The following is an 18,978-nucleotide window of genomic DNA, read 5'->3' on the forward strand; positions in this document are numbered from 1 at the left end:
CGTGGAGCACCCTGACCTCGTATGGTCAGGGTGCTCTTGTTGATGTCAGGCCAAAGCTTTCTTGAACTCCTCGGTCAGGAGCGGCACGACCTCGAACAGGTCGCCGACGATACCGTAATCGGCCACTTGGAAGATCGGTGCGTCGGGATCTTTGTTAATGGCAATGATGATGCGCGATTGGCTCATGCCGGCCAAATGCTGGATGGCGCCGCTGATGCCGCAGGCGATGTAAATTTCCGGGGTCACCACTTTGCCGGTTTGGCCGATCTGCAGCGCATAGTCGCAGTATCCCGCGTCGCATGCGCCGCGGGAAGCGCCAACGGCGGCGTTCAGCACTTCAGCCAGCTGCTCGAGCGGCTTGAAGCCGTCCTGGCTTTTGACGCCGCGGCCGCCGGAGACGACGATTTTCGCTTCGGTCAAATCGACCTTGCCCGAAGCTTTATGCACCACGTCCTTCACGACGGAGCGAAGATCGGCGGCAGGGACGTAAGCGGCCTGCACGATTTCGGCCTGCGAGCCGGGCACAGCTGCGGCGGCGGAGATGTTGTTGGGCCGGATCGTGACGACGAACGGTCCTTGCGTGAACCGCTTCTTCTCGAACGCCTTGCCTGCATACAGGGGCCGTGTGAACACCAGCCCGGAGCTGTCCTTCTCCAGGGCGATCACATCTGATATTTGTCCGGCGCCGAGCCGGGCGGCGACTTGCGGAGCCAAATCCCGGCCTGTCGAGGTATGCCCGAAGAAGACGGCGCACGGCTGAACGGCGTCGATCATCTCCGATAAAGCCGCGAAATACGTGTCCGGGTTGTAGTGCGCGAGCCCGGCGTGATCCGCGGTCACGACCTGATCGACGCCGTATCCGGACAGCTCCTGCGCGAATTCGGCTAGCTGATGGCCGATCAGGACGGCTTTGATGCGGTCGCCCTCGCCTTTGGCCAGAGCGGCGGCGTGAAGCGTTTCCAATGAGACTTGACGAAGCTTGCCGCCTCGTACTTCCGCGACGATCATATACGTTTGGCTCATAGGGTGAACCCTCCTTGGTATGCGTAATGTCGGGCGCTTCGATTAAAGCGCCTTCGCCTCCGTACGAAGCAGATGCACGAGTTGGGCGGCTTGCTGCTGCGGATCGCCGGACAGCAGCTGACCCGCCTGGCGCGCCGGCGGCAGCGAGAGCGACTCGCGCACCGTCCGGGGCGCGATGTCCGCCTCGCTCAAACCGAGATCGTCCAGAGTCAGCTGCCGGAACGGCTTCTTCTTTGCCTTCATGATGCCGGGCAGGGACGGATACCGCGGTTCGTTCAAGCCTTGCTGCGCGGTAAACAGGGCGGGGAGGGTCACTTCGAGCGTCTCGGTATCGCCCTCGGCGTCGCGCAGTACGGTGGCGCGCCCGTCTGCGATGTCCAGCTTCGTGATCGAGGACGTATGCGCGAGGTTCAGCAGCCGGGCGACGCGAACCGCGACTTGACCGGCGCCCGTATCGACCGAGAAGTTGCCGCCGAGTACGAGGTCTGCGGGCTGCTGCCCGAGATAAGCGGCCAGCGCCCTGGATACGGCATACTCGTCCCCGGAGAGCCGGTCGTCCGTGATGAGCACGGCTTCGTCCGCGCCCATCGCCAAGGCGGTCCGCAGCGCTTCGGCGGTCCGCTCCGGTCCTGCGGAGACGACCGTAATGACGCCGCCGTGCCGTTCCTTCTGGCGGATCGCTTCCTCCACTGCGTACTCGTCGTAAGGGTTGATGATAAACTTCGCGCCGTCCTCGGATACGGCGCCGTTCGCGATCACGATCTTTTCCTCCGTGTCAAACGTCTGCTTCATCAGCACATAAATGTTCATGTGTACTGCCCCTCCCCATACAATATAGAGAACCTATGCTTTCAAGCCTCTGATGAAAAAATCGACGGTTTTGTCGACCTGCGACGCGAGCGTATATTTGCGGCCGGAGATGAGCCAGGACGTGACGACCTCGTCCATGGCGCCGAACACCAGCAGCCGGGTCAGCTTCACATCCAGATCGGCACGGAACAAGCCGGCGTCGATGCCCTGCCGCAGCACCTTCTCAATGAGCTCGATGTACGTCTTCACGACTTCGCCGATCGCCTTGCGCAGCTCAATCGAACTTTGCCGGAGCTCGATTTGGGTCACGTAGGCCAGGTTGACGTTCGTCTCCAGCTGGGTGAAGTGAATTTCGCATATTTTGCGAAGCGCTTCATCCGCGGAATCGGTTTCCTGAATGCTGTCGTGAAACAGCTGTACGAGGTCTCCGAGCCGGTCCCGGAACAGCGAAATAAGGATGTCCTCCTTATTTTTGAAGTACAAATAAATCGTCCCGTCTGCGACCCCGGCTTCCTTGGCGATCCGCGATACTTGTGCGTTGTGGTACCCGTTCTCGGCAATCACTTTCAAGGCGGCGTCCAAAATAAAATGATATTTTTCTTTTTTCCTACTTGTCATTTCGGGCACCCCGATGTTAAGATTCAAATAACTGAATGAATACTCATTCATTATCCTAATCTTATGAGAAACGGTACTTATTGTCAACGTATTTCACTCATAAGATTTTTATGAAAACTGTTTGTAACCGCTTCCAAATCAGTTGAAAGGAAGGTCGGGCGAGATGATGTGGCAGATCGTGAACGCGCTGTTGTTTGTGGCTGTAACCGGATACGGCGTCCTTTTGTTCGGCAAAGCCGTGTACCGCCGTTATTTGTATATGAAGCTCGGGCAGCCTGCCGATTTCAGAAGGCAGGGCCGCGAGAAGCCCGGGGCGTTCATGGCCGAGATTTTCGGGCAAACCAAGCTGCTGAAAGACAGGAAAAGCGGCGTCATGCATCTCGTCATCTTCTACGGCTTCATCATCCTGCAATTCGGGGCTTTGGAACTGATCTTTAAGGGACTGACCGGGGGAAAGAATCTGCCGATCCCGGGCTACGACGCGTTCAGCCTGCTGCAGGAGGCGACTGTCTTCTCGATCCTGATCGCGATGGGGTATGCGGCGTTCCGCCGGTATGCCGAGAAGCTGCCCCGGTTGAAAAAGGGATGGAAGCCGAGCCTCGTCCTCTTCTTCATCCTCGGCCTGATGCTCTCGGTTCTGCTGTCGCTTGCGTTCGAACGCGTATGGCTCGGGCATCCGGCAAGCGCCTACGCTCCGATTTCGTCCGCGATCGCCGCATCGTTCGTCGGCTTGTCCGCCGGTGCGGCAAAGGCCGCCTTTTACACCGGCTGGTGGCTTCACCTGCTCATTCTGCTCGCCTTTCTGGTCTATGTGCCGCAATCGAAGCACTTTCATATCATGACGGCCCCGGTCAACATCTGGTTCCGGCGCCAGGAGCCGGTCGGCCGCTTGAAGAAGCTGGATCTCGAGAACGAGGAGGCCGAATCGTTCGGCGTCGGCAGGATCGAAGATTTCACGCAGAAGCAGATGCTTGACTTCTATGCATGCGTCGAATGCGGACGCTGTACGAACGTATGCCCGGCGTCGAACACCGGCAAGACGCTGTCGCCGATGCATCTGATCGTGAAGCTGCGGGACCATCTCGTAGAGAAGGGCGCGGCCGTGACGTCCAAGTCGCCCTGGGTGCCGGAATTCGCCTTTACCGGGCCAGCTGGCTCGTCCGCGGGCGCTCATATGATGACTGCGATGGACGATCAAGGCGTCGGCTGGAGAGCGGGTGACGACGTTGTAACCGATATTCGCCCTACACTGCAGTGGCAGCAGGCTTCGTGGAAGACGCAAACCGGGAAATCGGCGACGGAAGTGGAGCTGATCGGCGATGTGATGACGGAGGACGAAATTTGGTCCTGTACGACGTGCCGCAACTGCGAGGATCAATGCCCGGTCGGCAACGAGCATGTCGACAAGATCGTCGACCTGCGCAGGCACCTGGTCCTGATGCAGGGCAGCATGCCGCATGAAGGGCAGCGCGCGATGCAAAACATTGAACGCCAAGGCAATCCGTGGGGTCTCAGCCGCAGCGACCGGAGCAAATGGACCGGCGAAATCGAAGGGCTGGCGGTGCCGACGGTGAAGGAAAACCCGGCCTTCGACTATTTGTTCTTCGTCGGGTCGATGGGTTCGTACGACCTGCGCAGCCGTAAAGTTTCCCGCGCCTTCGTCCGGCTGCTGCATGAGGCTGGCGTCAGCTTCGCGATTCTCGGCAATGAAGAGAAAAACTCCGGCGACACGCCGCGCAGACTCGGCAACGAAATGTTGTTCCAGCAGCTGTGCGCTGAAAATATCGCAGCATTCGAGAAATACGGCGTCAAGAAAATCGTCACCGCCTGTCCGCATACGTTCAACACGCTCAAGCACGAGTATCCGGACTTCGGCCTGGAGGGCGTGGAGGTGCAGCATCATTCGGAGCTGCTCGACGAACTGGTCCGCACCGGCCGGCTGAAGCCGCAGCATGAGCTGAAGGAGCGCGTCACCTACCACGATTCGTGTTACCTTGGGCGCTACAACAACGTGTACGATCAGCCGCGCAGCGTACTGCGGGCGATTCCCGGGGTGGAGCTCGTCGAGATGGAGCGCACCCGCGAGAACGGGATGTGCTGCGGCGCCGGCGGCGGGATGATGTGGATGGAAGAGACGTCCGGCAAGCGTGTCAACGCGGCCCGGACGGAGCAGGCGCTTCGCACGAACCCGACGGTCATCAGCAGCGCGTGTCCGTACTGCTTAACGATGATGGAGGACGGGACGAAGATGAAGGAGGTCGAATCCCGAGTGAAAGCCAGAGATATCGCGGAGCTGCTGGAGCAAGCCGTATTCGGCTCCGGAAATGCCCAAATTCCCACTACGCATTGAGACGGAGGTAGGTCCATGATGATGAGATCGATACGTAAAGCGGCGGTAATCGGGTCCGGTGTGATGGGTTCGGGCATTGCCGCCCACTTGGCGAACGCCGGTATTCCCTGCTTGCTGCTGGACATCGTGCCGAAGCAGCCGACGGATGAGGAGACGGCCAAAGGGCTTACGCTGGAGCACGCGGCCGTGCGCAGCCGGCTTGCCGCACAGGCGGTGGAGAAGCTTCGCAAGACGAAGCCTTCGCCGCTGTATGACGACGCGTTCGCAGACCGCATTACGCCGGGCAATCTGGACGATCATCTGGCGTTAATCGCCGATGTCGATTGGGTCATTGAGGTCGTCGTTGAAAATCTGGAGGTCAAGCAGCGGCTGTTGTCCCGGGTCGAAGCCCATTGGAAGCCCGGCACGGTTGTCAGCTCAAACACGTCGGGCATCTCGATCGAGGCCATGTCGGCGGATTGCAGCGAATCTTTCAGGCGGCATTTCCTCGGCACCCACTTTTTCAACCCGCCGCGGTATATGAAGCTGCTTGAACTGATTCCGGGCGAGCTCACGGAACCTGACATCGTCAGCGGGATGCGGGAATTTTGCGAAAAGCGCCTTGGCAAAGGCGTCGTACTGGCGAAGGATACGCCGAATTTCATCGCCAACCGGATCGGCACCTACGGGCTGCTCGTGACGCTGCAGGAAATGCTGGACAAAGACTTCGCCGTCGAAGAGGTGGATGCCGTCACCGGGCCTGCGATGGGCCGGCCGAAAAGCGCCACCTTCCGCACGCTCGATCTGGTCGGAATCGATACGTTCGTGCATGTCGCGAACAACGTATACGAATCGACGCAGGACGAAGCGGAGAAAGCTGTATTTGCCGTCCCGGCGGCGCTGCGCGGCATGGTGGAGAAGGGATGGCTCGGGGAGAAGTCGGGTCAAGGCTTTTATTTGAAGCAGAAGGGTCCGAACGGCAGTGAAATTCTCTCTTTGAACGTAGCTGCGATGGAATACGAGCCGCAGAAGAAGCCGTCCTCCGCTTCGCTCGAAGCGGCGAAGCTCGCTAAAGGCGCGAAGGAGAAGACGAAGGCGCTGATCGGCGCAGGCGATCGCTACTCAGAGCTGGCGTGGAACATTCTCAAGAAGGTGCTCGTGTATTCGGCCGAGAAGCTCGGCGAAATTGCGGATACCGTCCGGGAAATCGACGAGGCGATGAAGTGGGGCTTCAATTGGGAGCTTGGGCCGTTTGAGACGTGGGATGCCATCGGATTGCCGAAGTCGGTGCAGCGCATGGAAGCGGAAGGAACGGCGGTGCCCGCTTGGGTGAAGGACTGGGTGGCGGCAGGCCACACGTCGTTTTACCGCAAGCAGGAAGGCGCGACGTTCTATGTGAGCCGGGGCGAATATAAGCAGCTGGAAACGCCTGCGGAAGAGATTTCGTTGAAGCGGCTGAAGGAGCATAACAAAGTCGTGAAGTCGAACAGCGGCGCAAGCCTGATCGATCTTGGCGACGGGGTGGCGTGCCTGGAGTTCCATTCGCCGAACAATGCGATCGGCGCGGATATTTTGGTGATGATCCAGCAGAGTTTGGAGGAGGTTCGACGCAATTACGACGGCCTCGTCATCGCCAATCAGGGACGGAACTTTTGCGTAGGCGCGAATATTATGATTCTGCTCATGGAAGCCCAGGACGAGGAATGGGACGAAATCGACGGTATCATCCGCCTGTTCCAGAACACGATGTATAAGGTGAAACGGTTCGAAAAGCCGGTCGTCGCGGCGCCGCACCGGATGACGCTCGGCGGCGGGGTCGAAGCCTGCATGCCGGCGGACCGGATCGTGGCTGCGGCCGAGACGTATTTCGGCCTTGTGGAGGCGGGCGTGGGCCTGATTCCGGCCGGCGGCGGCTGCAAGGAGCTGGCGCTGCGCACGAGCCAGCGTGTTACGCATCCCGATGCGGATATGCAGCCGTATATCAACCAGGCGTTCGAAACGATCGGCATGGCGAAAGTATCGACGAGCGGCCATGACGCGTTGAAGCTCGGCTTGTTCAAGCCGACCGACCGTATCGTCGTGAATCAGGAGCATCTGATTTACGAAGCGAAGCGGTCCGTGCTGGGCCTCGCGCGCGGCGGCTACGAGCCGATCCGGGAGGAGAAAATCCGCGTCGTCGGCGCAGAGGGCAAAGCCGTTCTCCAGCTCGGCGCTTACGGGATGAAGCAGGGAGGCTACATCAGCGATCACGACTTGAAGATTGCGAACAAGCTCGCTCACGTGCTTGCCGGCGGCGATGTGCCGGCCGGTTCGCTCGTCACGGAGCAATACATGCTCGATCTGGAGCGCGAAGCGTTCTTGAGCTTGTGCGGCGAGCCGAAGACGCAAGCCCGGATGCAGCACATGCTGGCCAAGGGCAAAGCGCTGCGGAACTGACTATTCGACAGAGGAGGGAAGGCGAATGAAAGAAGCGGTAATCGTATCGATCGCCCGAACCGCGATCGGCAAGGCGAAGAAAGGCAGCTTCGCCCAGACGCGCGCGGAAGATATGGGCAAGGCGGTGCTGCAAGCCGTCGTGGAGCGGACCCCCGGGCTGAAGAAGGAGGACGTCGAGGACATCATCATCGGCTGCGCCATGCCGGAAGGCGAGCAGGGGCTCAACTTCGCCCGCATCATGTCGCTGTACGCCGGGTTCCCGGCGACGGTGCCGGCGTTGACGGTCAACCGGTTTTGCTCGTCCGGCTTGCAGTCGATCGCGTTCGCGGCGGAGCGCATCATGGTAGGCGCTGCGGATGTGCTGATCGCCGGAGGCGTGGAGAGCATGAGCCACGTGCCGATGACCGGGTTCAAGGTGTCGCCGAACCCGAAGATCGTGGAGCAAATGCCGCAGGTGTACATCGGCATGGGCCATACGGCCGAGCATGTCGCCGACCGCTTCGGCGTGAGCCGCGAGGATCAGGACCGCTTCGCCGCCCGTTCTCATGCGAAGGCCGCGGCTGCGCTGCGCGAAGGCAAGTTTCGCGACGAGATCGTGCCTGTGCAGGTCAAGTTCCAACAGGTCGACGACGGCGGCAGGGTGAGAAGCCGGACGTTCGTCTTCGAGGAAGACGAAGGCGTCCGCGCCGATACGACGCTTGAGACGCTCGGCAAGCTGAAGCCGGCGTTCAAGCTCGGCGGCACGGTGACGGCGGGCAACGCGTCGCAGATGAGCGACGGCGCGGCTGCGGCAGTGCTCATGAGCCGGGAGCGCGCCGAGGCGCTCGGCTTGCAGCCGCTGGCGACGTTCCGCTCGTTCGCTCTCGCCGGCGTCGAGCCGGAGATTATGGGCGTCGGCCCGGTCGAAGCGATCCCGAAGGCGCTGAAGATGGCAGGCCTGACGTTCGCCGACGTCGACTTGTTCGAGATTAACGAGGCTTTCGCTTCGCAGTGCGTGCACATCATTCGCCAGCTGGAGCTTGACGAAGCGAAGGTCAATGTCAACGGCGGCGCGATCGCGCTCGGCCACCCCCTCGGGTGTACGGGCACGAAGCTGTCCGCCACGCTCATTCACGAGCTGCGCCGCCGCGGAGGCGGCATCGGCGTCGTCTCGATGTGTATCGGCGGCGGCATGGGCGCGGCCGGTGTGTTCGAAGTTCATGCGTAATCCAAATCGCGTACAAGGGAGAGAACCCGAGATGAGCAAAACGATCGGCGGCAGCTTTATCATCGACGATATCGACTTTAACCGAGTCGTAACCCCGGAAGATTTTACGGAAGAGCAGCGCATGATCGGTCAGACGACCGAGGACTTCGTCGCCGGCGAAGTGGTCCCGCACGAGGAAGAAGTGGAGAAGCTGAACTATGCGTTGTCCGTCAGCCTGCTGCGCAAAGCGGGCGAGCTCGGACTGCTCGGCGCCGATGTGCCGGAAGCGTACGGCGGGCTCAGTCTCGATAAGATCAGCTCGACGCTGATCAACGAGAAGCTGACGAAGGCGTCTTCCTTTGCGCTGACGCTCGGCGCGCACGTTGGCATCGGCACGCTGCCGATCGTGTATTTCGGCAACGAGGAGCAGAAGCGCCGCTATTTGCCGCCGCTCGCGTCCGGCGAGAAAATCGCCGCCTACTGCTTAACGGAGCCGTCCTCGGGCTCCGACGCGCTTGGCGCCAAAACGACGGCCGTCTTGTCGGAAGACGGAACGCATTACGTGCTGAACGGGACGAAGCAGTTTATTACGAACGCCGGATTTGCGGATGTCTTCATCGTATACGCCAAGGTGAACGGCACCGATTTCAGCACATTTATCGTCGAGCGCACGATGGAAGGCGTGAGCATCGGTCCGGAAGAGAAGAAGATGGGCATTAAAGGGTCGTCCACATGCCCGCTCATTCTCGAGGACGTGCAGGTGCCGGCGGAAAACCTGCTGTGGGAGGTCGGCAAAGGCCATTTGATCGCCTTCAATATTTTGAACATCGGCCGCTTCAAGCTGGCGGCGGGCTGCCTCGGGGCATCCAAGGATGCGATCGAATACGCTTCCAAGTATGCGAACGGGCGTTCCCAGTTCGGGCGCAAAATTTCATCCTTTCCGTTGATCGGCGCCAAGCTGGCGGATATGAACATCCGCACCTTCGTCTTGGAGAGCATGGTGTACCGGACGGCCGGTTTGTTCGATGAAGGACTCGCCGAAGTCGGTCACGGCAGCGAGAATGCCGGCTATCAATCGGCGAAAGCAATCGCGGAATATGCGCTCGAGTGCTCGATCAACAAAGTGTTCGGCTCGGAAACGCTCGATTTCGTCGCCGATGAGGGCGTGCAAATTCACGGCGGGTACGGCTTTATTCAGGAGTACCGGATTGAACGCATCTATCGGGACTCCCGGATCAACCGGATTTTCGAAGGCACGAACGAGATCAACCGTCTGCTCATCCCGGGCACGCTGATCAAACGCGCGATGAAAGGCGAGCTGCCTTTGATGCAGAAGGCGATGGCGCTGCAATCCGACCTGCTGTCCCTCGTCCCGGGGCAGCTGTTCGAAGGCGCGCTGGAGCAGGAGACGCATCTGCTGGCGATGGCCAAAAAGGTGTTCCTTATGGCCGGCGCCGGAGCTGTTCAGAAGTATCAAATGAAGCTGGAGCAAGAACAGGAAATACTAAGCGGTTTGGCCGACATCATGATCGAAGTCTTCGCCATGGAAAGCGCGCTGCTGCGCGCGAAGAAGCTGATGGCCCGCTCGGGGGAAGCGAAGTCCCGGCTTGCTGTGGAGATGACAACCGTGTTCGTCCACGAATCGTTCGATCGGATCGAAGCGCGGGCGAAACAATCGCTCGCGGCTATGGAGTCCGGCGATATGCTGCGTACCCAGTTGTCCGTGCTGAAGAAGCTGGCGCGCCGAACGGCGGTAGACAGCATCGCACTGAAACGTTCCATCGGTTCTCGCGTGATCGAAGCCGAGAAATATGTGCTCTGATCCCGACATCATGAGTCATGGGGTGGTCGACTTGTCCAGCAAACCATGGTTAAGCCATTATCCTGCCGAAGTGCCAGCGACCTACGAATACCCGAAGCAAAATTTAGCGCATTTTTTGGTGCAAAGCGCATCCGATTATCCGGATCGGGACGCCCTGCATTTTTTAGGGAAAAAGATGACCTACCGTCAGCTTCTGGATGCCGCCTATCGGTTTGCCGGCGCGCTGTCCGGGCTTGGCGTCCGCAAGGGGGATCGGGTGGCTGTGATGCTGCCCAATTGCCCGCAGGCGATGATTGCGTATTACGGAACGCTGATGATCGGCGGTATCGTCGTCATGACGAATCCGCTCTATATGCCGCGTGAGCTGGAACATCAGTTGAACGATGCCGGAGCGGCGACGATCGTCACGCTTGATCTGCTGTTCGAACGCGTCATGAAGGTCGTCCCTCAGACCGGAATTAAACAGGTGATCGTCACCTCGATCAAAGATTACCTGCCTTTTCCGAAAAACTGGCTGTACCCCTTGAAGGCCAAAAAAGACGGCCTGAAACGCGAGGTTGCGTATGGCGGCGGCGTTGTATCGTGGGTGGACCTGCTGCGTCGCGCCACGCCCGAACCCGGCGGCGTTCCGGTCGATTCGGAGAACGATTTGGCGCTGATTCAATATACCGGAGGCACGACCGGAATTGCGAAGGGCGTCATGCTGACCCATTACAATTTGATCGCGAATGCCATTCAGTGTAAGCTCTGGGCGTATCGAACGGAGGTCGCCAAGGAAAAGTATATGACGGCGCTGCCGTTCTTCCACGTGTTCGGCATGACGGTGCTCATGAATCAATCCGCCTATGTCGCGGGTTGTCTCGTGCTGATGCCGCGCTATGACGCGAATCAAGTGCTTGCGGCGATCCACAAGCTGAAGCCGACGATTTTCCCGGGTGCGCCGACGATGTACATTTCGCTGATCCATCATCCGAAAGTGAAGGAGTACGATCTGTCGTCAATCAAATTTTGCATCAGCGGGGCGGCCTCGCTGCCTCATGAGGTGCAGGTGGAGTTCGAGAGGATGACGAACGGCAAGCTGATCGAAGGGTACGGGCTGACCGAGGCGTCGCCCGTCACCCATGCGAACAATATTTGGGAGAAGCGCAAGCCGGGCTCGATCGGAATTCCGTTTCCGGACACGGACAGCCGGGTCGTCGATCTGGAAACCGGGGAAGAGCTGCCGGTCGGGGAAATCGGCGAGCTCGTCGTTCGCGGACCGCAAGTGATGAAGGGCTACTGGAACAAACCGGACGAAACGGAGAAGGTATTGAAGGACGGCTGGCTGTACACCGGTGATTTGGGGCGGATGGACGAGGACGGTTATTTTTATATTTTGGATCGGCGCAAAGATTTGATTATTGCAGGCGGTTACAACATTTATCCGCGCGAAGTGGAGGAAGTGCTGTTCGAGCACCCGGATGTCGAGGAGGCGGTTGTCGCCGGCGTCATCGATCCGTACCGCGGCGAAACGGTCAAGGCGTATATTGTGCTGAAGCCGGATGGGGAGGCGGGGGCGGAAGAGCTGAAAGCGTGGTGCAAGGAAAGGCTTGCGGCTTACAAGGTGCCGAAGCAGTTCGAGTTTCGCGATAGCTTGCCGAAGACGATCGTCGGGAAGGTGCTGCGCCGCAAATTGATCGAGGAGGAAGCGGAAAAGCTGAAACAAGACCTGTAGGAAGGCGGGCGTTCGCGGATTTGCCCGTATTTTGGCTGGAGACGGGAGGAGACGGCCATGGATCCGTCATCTGATATACAGCGGCTGGAAGAGTCGTCCCGGGGCACCTTCTGGGATCACCTCGGAGCGAAGCTGGAATCGTTATCGCCGGAAGGCGTCGTCGTTACGCTGGACATTCAGCCGCATCATCTCAATTTGATCGGGATTCTGCATGGCGGTGTGCATGCGACCTTGATCGACTCCGCGATGGGGCTCGCGGCGATGGCGAGGAAGCCCGGGGAGAGCGTCGTGACGACCAACCTGTATCTCCATTACTTGGCGCCGGTGAACCTCGGTACGCTGCGGGTGACTGCCGAAGTCGTGCACAGCTCGCGCAAAATGGTGACGACGCAAGCCCGCGCGTATAACGAAAGCGGCGACCTGTGCGCATTGGGCACGGGCACGTTTCGCATTAGGGGAGGCACGAAGTAGGAGGGGGCAGCAGCCTTCGGCGTTATTTCGTTCAGGCGCGGGTGGGGAAGGAGCGTTAAATCCGGTGCTTTATTAACACGTTCGTCTATGCTACCCTAATACCTACGAGGAAGAGAATGAACGGACTAGGGATGTGGGAGCGGATGAAGCGGGTTCTTGTCACCGGTTATAAAGCGTCGGAGCTCGGCATTTTTTCGCTGAAGCATCCGGGCATCGGCATTATCAAGAAGGCGATCCGGAAGCAGCTGGTCGCCCTGCTGGACGATGGGCTGGAATGGGTCATCGTCAGCGGACAATGGGGCGTCGAGCTGTGGGCGGCCGAGGCGGCGGTCGAGCTGAAGTCCGAGTATCCGGGCCTTCGTTTGGCCGTCATTACGCCGTTTCTGGAGCAGGACGAGAAGTGGAGCGAAGAGAAGCGCGGTCTGTACAGCGGCGTACTGCAGCGGGCCGATTACGTCAACAGCGTGACGAAAACGAAATATGAGGGCGGGTGGCAATTTAAAGAGAGCAACAAATTTCTGCTCCGCAATACCGACGGGATGGTCATCCTCTATGACGAGGAGAAGGAAGGCTCGCCGAAATTTATGAAGGAGCTGGCCGCCCGGCAAGCGCTCGTGCGGCCTTATCCGATCGTCAGCATTACGGAATACGATCTGCAAAGCATCGTCGAGGAAGAGCGGTTGGACGATTGGGACGACGGCGCTTTGGCGTATTCCCGGGAGTACGGGGACTCTGGCTCCGATGACGAAGGCATTTCATGAACGCGCCGGTTCAGCCCGAAGCAGCGGGCGTCCGGAGCGCTGAAGGCGGGCGTATGGCCAGATGCTGGCCAACGTGCCGCCTGCGGCTGCCGAGGCGCACGCTTGCTGCCGCAAAAGCGTCCCGCTGCAAACCATGCGAATGGCCCTGTCCATCCACTAGTCCCTCCTGCGAACGCGTTTGCCGCTCCAGGCAGCCCGACCCTTGCGGACGGGCTTTTTTTTACTCTGCGTGCCCAGTGGCACGCATCTTCTAACCGGTGAAAGTCCGGTCACGGGAGGGGCCAAGCCCCCGTGCAGCTTTCTGCCCTTTACTCTAGTGCCGGCAACCGGCAGCCCTTCTACAACCGCTCGGCGGCTTATCGCCTGAGCGGTTTTTGCATCCTCTCCACCCCTGCCTCTAAAGAAAAGTCCATGCTGAAAAAAAGAAAAATCCATTTCAGTACCTGTAGATTCATGCAACAATATGGAACGATAATGATTATCATTTTCGAGGGAATGACACATGAGAATAAGATACCTGCTCCCAATGCTTATCGTTTTATCGTTCTGTTCCGTCTTCATCGGGGTCAAAGACATTTCGCCGCTTGATCTGTTCCGCTTAACGGAGGCGCAAGCGCAAGTGCTTGCGATCAGCCGGATTCCGCGGTTGATCAGCCTCATCATCGCCGGGGTAAGCATGAGCATTATCGGTCTCATTATGCAGCAGCTTAGCCGTAATAAATTCGTCTCGCCGACGACGGCCGGCACGGAAGATTCCGCAAGGCTCGGCATTCTGGTCGCCATGCTCCTGTTTGCCTCGGCCAGTCCGATTGTGAAGATGCTCGTCGCGTTCGTGTTCGCGCTGGCCGGCACTTTGATTTTCATGAAAATATTGGACAAAGTGAAATACAAGGATGCGATCTTCATTCCGCTCGTCGGGCTCATGTTCGGCAGCATCGTCGGTTCGCTCACCACCTTCTTCGCCTACAAGTACGATCTGATTCAGAGCATGAACGCTTGGCTGCACGGCGATTTCTCGATGGTGATGAAAGGACGCTATGAGCTGTTGTACATCAGCATCCCGCTTGTCATCGTCGCTTACCTGTTCGCGGACCGGTTCACGGTGGCCGGCATGGGCGAAGAGTTTTCCGTCAATCTGGGGCTGAATTACAAGCAGGTCGTCAATATCGGCCTGGTGCTTGTTGCGCTGGTTACTTCCGTCGTCATTCTAACCGTAGGCATGATTCCATTCCTCGGCCTGATTATCCCGAACATCGTGACGATGTTTCAAGGCGATCATCTGCGCAAAAGCTTGTTCTCGACGGCGCTGCTCGGCGCGGTGTTCGTCATGTTCTGCGACGTGCTCGGCCGCATTCTCATTTATCCGTTCGAAATTCCGATCGGCCTGACAGTCGGCGTTATCGGCAGCGGCATTTTTCTATATTTACTTCTGAGAAGAAAGGCGCATGAACAACATGAAGGCTAAGCTAGGGATTCTCGCTGCGTTGTCCGTCGCGCTGATCGTGACGTTCATGGTCATCCAGTCCGGCGGCAACTGGGACTACGTGCTGCCCAAACGCGGCGTCAAAATCGCAGCCATCGTACTGACCGGGGGTTCGATCGCTCTCTCGACGATGGTGTTCCAGACGATTACGAACAACCGCATCCTGACGCCGAGCATCCTGGGCCTCGATTCGCTGTACTTGCTGATGCAAACGTTCGTCGTGTTCGCGTTCGGCGCATCCACCTTGACGATGATGAGCAAGCATTCGCATTTTCTGCTGTCGATCGGGCTGATGGTGCTGTTCTCCGGCGTGCTGTATAAGCTGGTGTTTAAGCGGGAAGGGCGAAACATTTACTTTTTGCTGCTGATCGGCATTATTTTCGGCACGCTGTTTACGAGCTTCACCTCCTTCATGCAAGTGCTGATCGACCCGAACGAGTTCATGATCGTGCAGGACCGCATGTTCGCCAGCTTTAACCGGATGAACACGGACTTGCTGTGGCTGGCGATCCTTCTGCTGGCGCTCACGACTGCTTATTTTACGAAATTCGCCAAATATTTGGATGTGCTGTCGCTCGGCCGCGACCATGCGGTTAACCTGGGGATCGATTACGATCATGTGGTCAAAAGGCTGCTGATCGTCGTAGCCATTCTCGTCTCCGTCTCGACTGCGCTTGTCGGACCGATTACCTTCCTCGGCCTGCTTGTTGCGAACGTCGCGCATGAGTTTCTCCGCACGTACCGCCATCGGTATTTGATTCTAGGCTCCACGCTGATCAGCATCATCGCTTTGGTAGGCGGCCAGCTGCTGGTGGAGAGAGTATTCACGTTCTCAACCACGATCAGCGTCATGATTAACCTGGTCGGCGGCATTTACTTTATCTATCTTCTATTAAAGGAGAATAAAAAGTGGTAGAAGTCAAGAAGGTTTCGAAACGGTACGGAAACAAAGCCGTCGTTGATAACGTATCCGTCAAGATCGCCAAAGGAAAAATCACTTCGTTCATCGGTCCGAACGGCGCCGGCAAGAGCACCCTGCTCTCCATGGTGAGCCGTCTCCTTACGAAGGACAGCGGCGAGGTCTATATCGACGGCCGGGAAATCGGGCAGTGGCGAACCGGCGATTTGGCGAAAAAAATTTCGATTCTGAAGCAAACGAACCATATCAACCTCCGTTTAACCGTACGGGAGCTGGTTAGCTTCGGCCGCTTTCCTTACTCGCAGGGCAAGCTGACGAAAGAAGACAATCGTCATGTCGACGAGGCGATCGCTTACATGGATCTAGCGGACATGCAGAACAAATATCTCGATCAATTGAGCGGCGGTCAGCGGCAGCGGGCCCACATCGCGATGGTGCTGGCGCAGAACACCGAGTACATCCTGCTCGACGAGCCTCTGAACAATCTCGATATGAAGCATTCCGTACAAATTATGAAGGTGCTGCGGCGTATGGTGGAGGAGCTGGGCAAGACGATCGTGCTGGTCATTCATGACATCAATTTCGCCTCCTGTTACTCGGACTATATCGTAGCGCTGAAGGACGGCCGCGTCGTGAAGGAGGGGCCGACCGAAGAGATCATCGACACCGCGGTACTGAAGCATGTGTATGAGATGGACATCCCGATCGAGCAGATCGATGGGCAGCGTATATGCGTTTATTTCGCTTAAATAATAAAATGATTCTCATCATTTTATATATAAAAAATTTATTGAGGTGAGCAAATTGAGAAGAAAGTTGTCCATGTTTGTACTTGTTGTGATGATGGCGGTATTTGCCGTCGCGTGCGGAACGAACGGTTCGTCAAACGCCGGCGAAGCGGCCAAAACGACCGGGTCGGAGCCGGCTAAGGCGCCGGCAGTCGAAGAGCTGACGATCAAACATCAGCTCGGCGAAACGAAGCTGAAGAAAAATCCGAAGAAGGTCGTGGTGTTCGACTTCGGGGTTCTGGATTCCCTCGATAAGCTCGGCGTCGAAGTGACGGGCGTGCCGCAAGCGAACATCCCGCCTTACCTGGAGAAGTATAAAGATGCGGCGAAGTATAAGAACGTCGGCAGCTTGACCGAGCCGGATTTCGAGAAAATCAACGCGATCGGCCCCGATCTGATTCTCATCTCCGGACGGCAGCAGGCCGCTTATGCCGAGCTTTCGAAGATCGCGCCAACGGTGTTTGTGGGCGTCGATAACAAGCGTTACATGGATTCGTTCACGGAGAACATGAAGACGCTCGGAAATGTGTTCGACAAGCAGGCAGCTGTGGATCAAGAGCTCGCGAAAGTGAACGAGACGGTGAAGAAAGTGAAAGACGTTGCATCGGCCAGCGGCAAGAATGCGCTGATCGTACTGGCTACCGGCGGTAAATTGAGCGCATACGGCCCAGGCTCCCGTTTCGGACTCATTCATGACGTGCTCGGCTTCAAAGCGGTGGACGACAAGATCGATTCTTCGACGCCGCACGGCCAAAGCATTTCACCGGAATTCATCGCCGAGAAAAATCCGGACTACTTGTTCGTCGTCGACCGCGATGCGGCAATTGCTTCAGGTAACGCGGCCGCCAAGCAGGTGGTTGAGAACGAGCTGGTGAAAAATACGAAAGCGTTCAAGGATGGTAATATCGTGTACCTCGATCCGAACTACTGGTACTTGTCGGGCGGCGGGTTGGTCTCCGTTGCAGGCATGGTGCAAGAGGTGGAGAAAGGCTTGAAGTAATTGGATTGGAAGGCCGAGGCCGGGACTAGCTCCCGGCCTCTTTGGCATGTGCGGAAGTGCCGGAAATGTTCGGTGCGGAGACGATTTTGTTGAACTGCGCTGCGGACGAGCGGGTGGGTGTTCGGACGATTGTGGAGCCGGCAGGCGCGGATAATAAGAAGGTAATTTTTGGCTGGGAATGGGTGAATCATGGTACAATGAATAAGACTGGCGCTTATCGGCGCGAGCCCGCCAGGAGCAGGTTCAGCAGTACGCGAAGGCGTCGGCCATCAAGCTTTCGGCCGGCGCGTTGGAGCGCATCGAATGCCATTTGAAATAACGGAGGGGAACCGAGTGAATTATCGTCAATTGGGAGATACCGGACTGAGGGTCAGCGAAATCAGCTTTGGCACATGGGCCATCGGCGGAAGCTGGGGTCAGAAGGACGACAAAGAGTCTATACGGGGCTTGGAGCGCGCGATGGAAGCGGGCGTCAACTTCTTCGATACGGCGGATGTGTACGGCGGCGGACACGCGGAGGAACTGCTCGCGCAAGCGACTCGCGGCCGGGAAGACGACATCCACATCGCGACGAAATTTTGCCGCGCCGGCGACATCCACGATCCGGCTACTTACTCGGAGCAATCGGTTCGCGCTTACTGTGAGAACAGCTTAAAACGGCTGCGCCGCGAGCGGATCGATCTGTATCAGATTCACTGTCCGCCGCTGGCCGTGCTGCAGGACGGTCAGGTGTTCGAAGTGCTGCGCCAGCTGCAGCAGGAAGGAAAAATCCGCCATTTCGGCGTCAGCGTCGAAACGGTGGAGGAAGGCTTGTTCTGTCTGAGCGTCCCCGGCGTCAAAGCGCTGCAAGTCATCTTCAACCTGTTCCGCCAGAAGCCGGCCGAAGTGCTGTTCCCGCAAGCGAAGCAAGCGGGCGTAGGCATCCTGGCGCGACTTCCGCTTGCGAGCGGTCTGCTGACCGGCAAATTTACGGAGAGCAGCACATTCGAGGCGGACGATCACCGCAGCTTCAACGCGAACGGCGAGCAGTTCAACGTTGGTGAAACATTCGCCGGCCTGCCGTTCGACAAGGGCGTAGCGCTGTCCCGGAAGCTCGCATGGATCGCGGAAGGACGCGGGAATATGGCGCGGGCTTCCATGCGCTGGATTCTTGAGAATCCGAACGTCACTTGCGTCATTCCGGGCTTTAAGAACGTACGGCAGGTGGAGGACAATCTCGGCGCTTCGGGCGCAAGGCCTTTTTCGAAGGAGGAGCTTGCGCGCCTGCGCGCCTTCTACGAGCAGGAAGTCCATGCGTTTATTCGCGGAGCTTACTAAACCGGATACACCAAGCTTTAGCCATGACTGAAACCGGAAACCGGAGTCTTCTCCGGGTACAGCAAGCAACCGTCCGCGATCCGGGCGGTTGCTTGCTGTAGGGGGGACTGGGCTATGGTGTCCGCCGGCTGCTTGATCGCCTGCTGGTCTTCGTCGGTCATGCAGTACATAGGAATGCCGCCATGCGGGATCTCGATGCCGGGAGACCGTTCGGCATTTCGCCCGCTTGCGGACAGGAACAGTGCCCGTCTATCGCGGGAACGACCTCAGGGCTGCCGGGGATGCAGCCGTCGTCGCCAAA

The 18,978-nt window shown here is 58.3% G+C and carries 16 protein-coding genes; 12 read left to right on the top strand and 4 right to left on the bottom strand.

What is annotated here, in order from left to right; genetic code table 11:
* Positions 1 to 45 precede the first annotated feature (45 nt).
* The 3 genes from ACZ439_RS22170 to ACZ439_RS22180 are packed head-to-tail and all read right to left on the bottom strand — an operon-like array spanning position 46 to position 2,451.
* On the bottom strand, positions 46 to 1,023 hold the full coding sequence (locus tag ACZ439_RS22170; RefSeq protein WP_054798449.1) for an electron transfer flavoprotein subunit alpha/FixB family protein: 978 nt from the start codon (positions 1,021 to 1,023) through the stop codon (positions 46 to 48).
* A 42-nt stretch (positions 1,024 to 1,065) separates the two neighbouring features.
* The gene (locus tag ACZ439_RS22175) at positions 1,066 to 1,833 is read right to left on the bottom strand and encodes an electron transfer flavoprotein subunit beta/FixA family protein (RefSeq protein ID WP_054798450.1); all 768 of its coding nucleotides are present in this window, start codon (positions 1,831 to 1,833) and stop codon (positions 1,066 to 1,068) included.
* A 33-nt stretch (positions 1,834 to 1,866) separates the two neighbouring features.
* Positions 1,867 to 2,451 (bottom strand): TetR/AcrR family transcriptional regulator, encoded by a 585-nt coding sequence (locus ACZ439_RS22180; protein WP_054798451.1) that lies wholly within the window; start codon positions 2,449 to 2,451, stop codon positions 1,867 to 1,869.
* 163 nt (positions 2,452 to 2,614) lie between these two features.
* On the opposite strand from ACZ439_RS22180, the gene ACZ439_RS22185 reads away from it, so the two are divergent.
* The 7 genes from ACZ439_RS22185 (at position 2,615) to ACZ439_RS22215 (ending at position 13,170) form a co-directional block, all read left to right on the top strand.
* Positions 2,615 to 4,801, top strand: a complete 2,187-nt coding sequence (locus ACZ439_RS22185) for a (Fe-S)-binding protein (protein WP_464620224.1) — start codon at positions 2,615 to 2,617, stop codon at positions 4,799 to 4,801.
* Positions 4,802 to 4,819: 18 nt separating this feature from the next.
* Positions 4,820 to 7,216, top strand: a complete 2,397-nt coding sequence (locus tag ACZ439_RS22190) for a 3-hydroxyacyl-CoA dehydrogenase/enoyl-CoA hydratase family protein (protein ID WP_464621161.1) — start codon at positions 4,820 to 4,822, stop codon at positions 7,214 to 7,216.
* 25 nt (positions 7,217 to 7,241) lie between these two features.
* Positions 7,242 to 8,423, top strand: a complete 1,182-nt coding sequence (locus ACZ439_RS22195) for an acetyl-CoA C-acyltransferase (RefSeq protein WP_127607426.1) — start codon at positions 7,242 to 7,244, stop codon at positions 8,421 to 8,423.
* Positions 8,424 to 8,454: 31 nt separating this feature from the next.
* A complete protein-coding gene (locus tag ACZ439_RS22200; protein ID WP_127607424.1) occupies positions 8,455 to 10,224 on the top strand; it encodes an acyl-CoA dehydrogenase family protein in 1,770 nt (589 codons plus the stop codon).
* A gap of 31 nt (positions 10,225 to 10,255) precedes the next feature.
* Positions 10,256 to 11,938, top strand: coding sequence for a long-chain-fatty-acid--CoA ligase (locus ACZ439_RS22205; RefSeq protein WP_464620225.1), 1,683 nt, complete (start codon positions 10,256 to 10,258; stop codon positions 11,936 to 11,938).
* Positions 11,939 to 11,995: 57 nt separating this feature from the next.
* Positions 11,996 to 12,409, top strand: a complete 414-nt coding sequence (locus tag ACZ439_RS22210; protein WP_054799969.1) for a PaaI family thioesterase — start codon at positions 11,996 to 11,998, stop codon at positions 12,407 to 12,409.
* 143 nt (positions 12,410 to 12,552) lie between these two features.
* Positions 12,553 to 13,170 carry an SLOG family protein gene (locus ACZ439_RS22215; RefSeq protein WP_141336155.1) on the top strand — a complete coding sequence of 206 codons (618 nt, stop codon included), beginning with the start codon at positions 12,553 to 12,555 and terminating at the stop codon, positions 13,168 to 13,170.
* On the opposite strand, the gene ACZ439_RS22220 is transcribed toward ACZ439_RS22215, so the two are convergent.
* Entirely contained in the window at positions 13,165 to 13,323 is a 159-nt protein-coding gene (locus ACZ439_RS22220; protein ID WP_464620226.1) for a hypothetical protein, read from the bottom strand. The genes ACZ439_RS22215 and ACZ439_RS22220 overlap by 6 nt on opposite strands.
* Before the next feature lie 349 nt (positions 13,324 to 13,672).
* Here ACZ439_RS22220 and ACZ439_RS22225 point away from each other — a divergent pair, with 349 nt between their 5' ends.
* From ACZ439_RS22225 to ACZ439_RS22245, 5 genes are all read left to right on the top strand, one after another.
* On the top strand, positions 13,673 to 14,635 hold the full coding sequence (locus ACZ439_RS22225) for an ABC transporter permease (protein WP_054797506.1): 963 nt from the start codon (positions 13,673 to 13,675) through the stop codon (positions 14,633 to 14,635).
* Positions 14,625 to 15,569 (top strand): iron chelate uptake ABC transporter family permease subunit, encoded by a 945-nt coding sequence (locus ACZ439_RS22230; protein WP_330164464.1) that lies wholly within the window; start codon positions 14,625 to 14,627, stop codon positions 15,567 to 15,569. The genes ACZ439_RS22225 and ACZ439_RS22230 overlap by 11 nt, the downstream gene beginning before the upstream one ends.
* A complete protein-coding gene (locus ACZ439_RS22235; protein WP_127607031.1) occupies positions 15,563 to 16,321 on the top strand; it encodes an iron ABC transporter ATP-binding protein in 759 nt (252 codons plus the stop codon). Before ACZ439_RS22230 ends, ACZ439_RS22235 begins: the two co-directional genes overlap by 7 nt.
* Positions 16,322 to 16,394: 73 nt before the next feature.
* On the top strand, positions 16,395 to 17,360 hold the full coding sequence (locus tag ACZ439_RS22240; RefSeq protein WP_127607029.1) for a siderophore ABC transporter substrate-binding protein: 966 nt from the start codon (positions 16,395 to 16,397) through the stop codon (positions 17,358 to 17,360).
* Between the two features lie 333 nt (positions 17,361 to 17,693).
* Positions 17,694 to 18,677, top strand: a complete 984-nt coding sequence (locus ACZ439_RS22245) for an aldo/keto reductase (RefSeq protein WP_127607028.1) — start codon at positions 17,694 to 17,696, stop codon at positions 18,675 to 18,677.
* Positions 18,678 to 18,978 lie beyond the last annotated feature (301 nt).

Source organism: Paenibacillus sp. JCM 9796 (assembly GCF_055379675.1).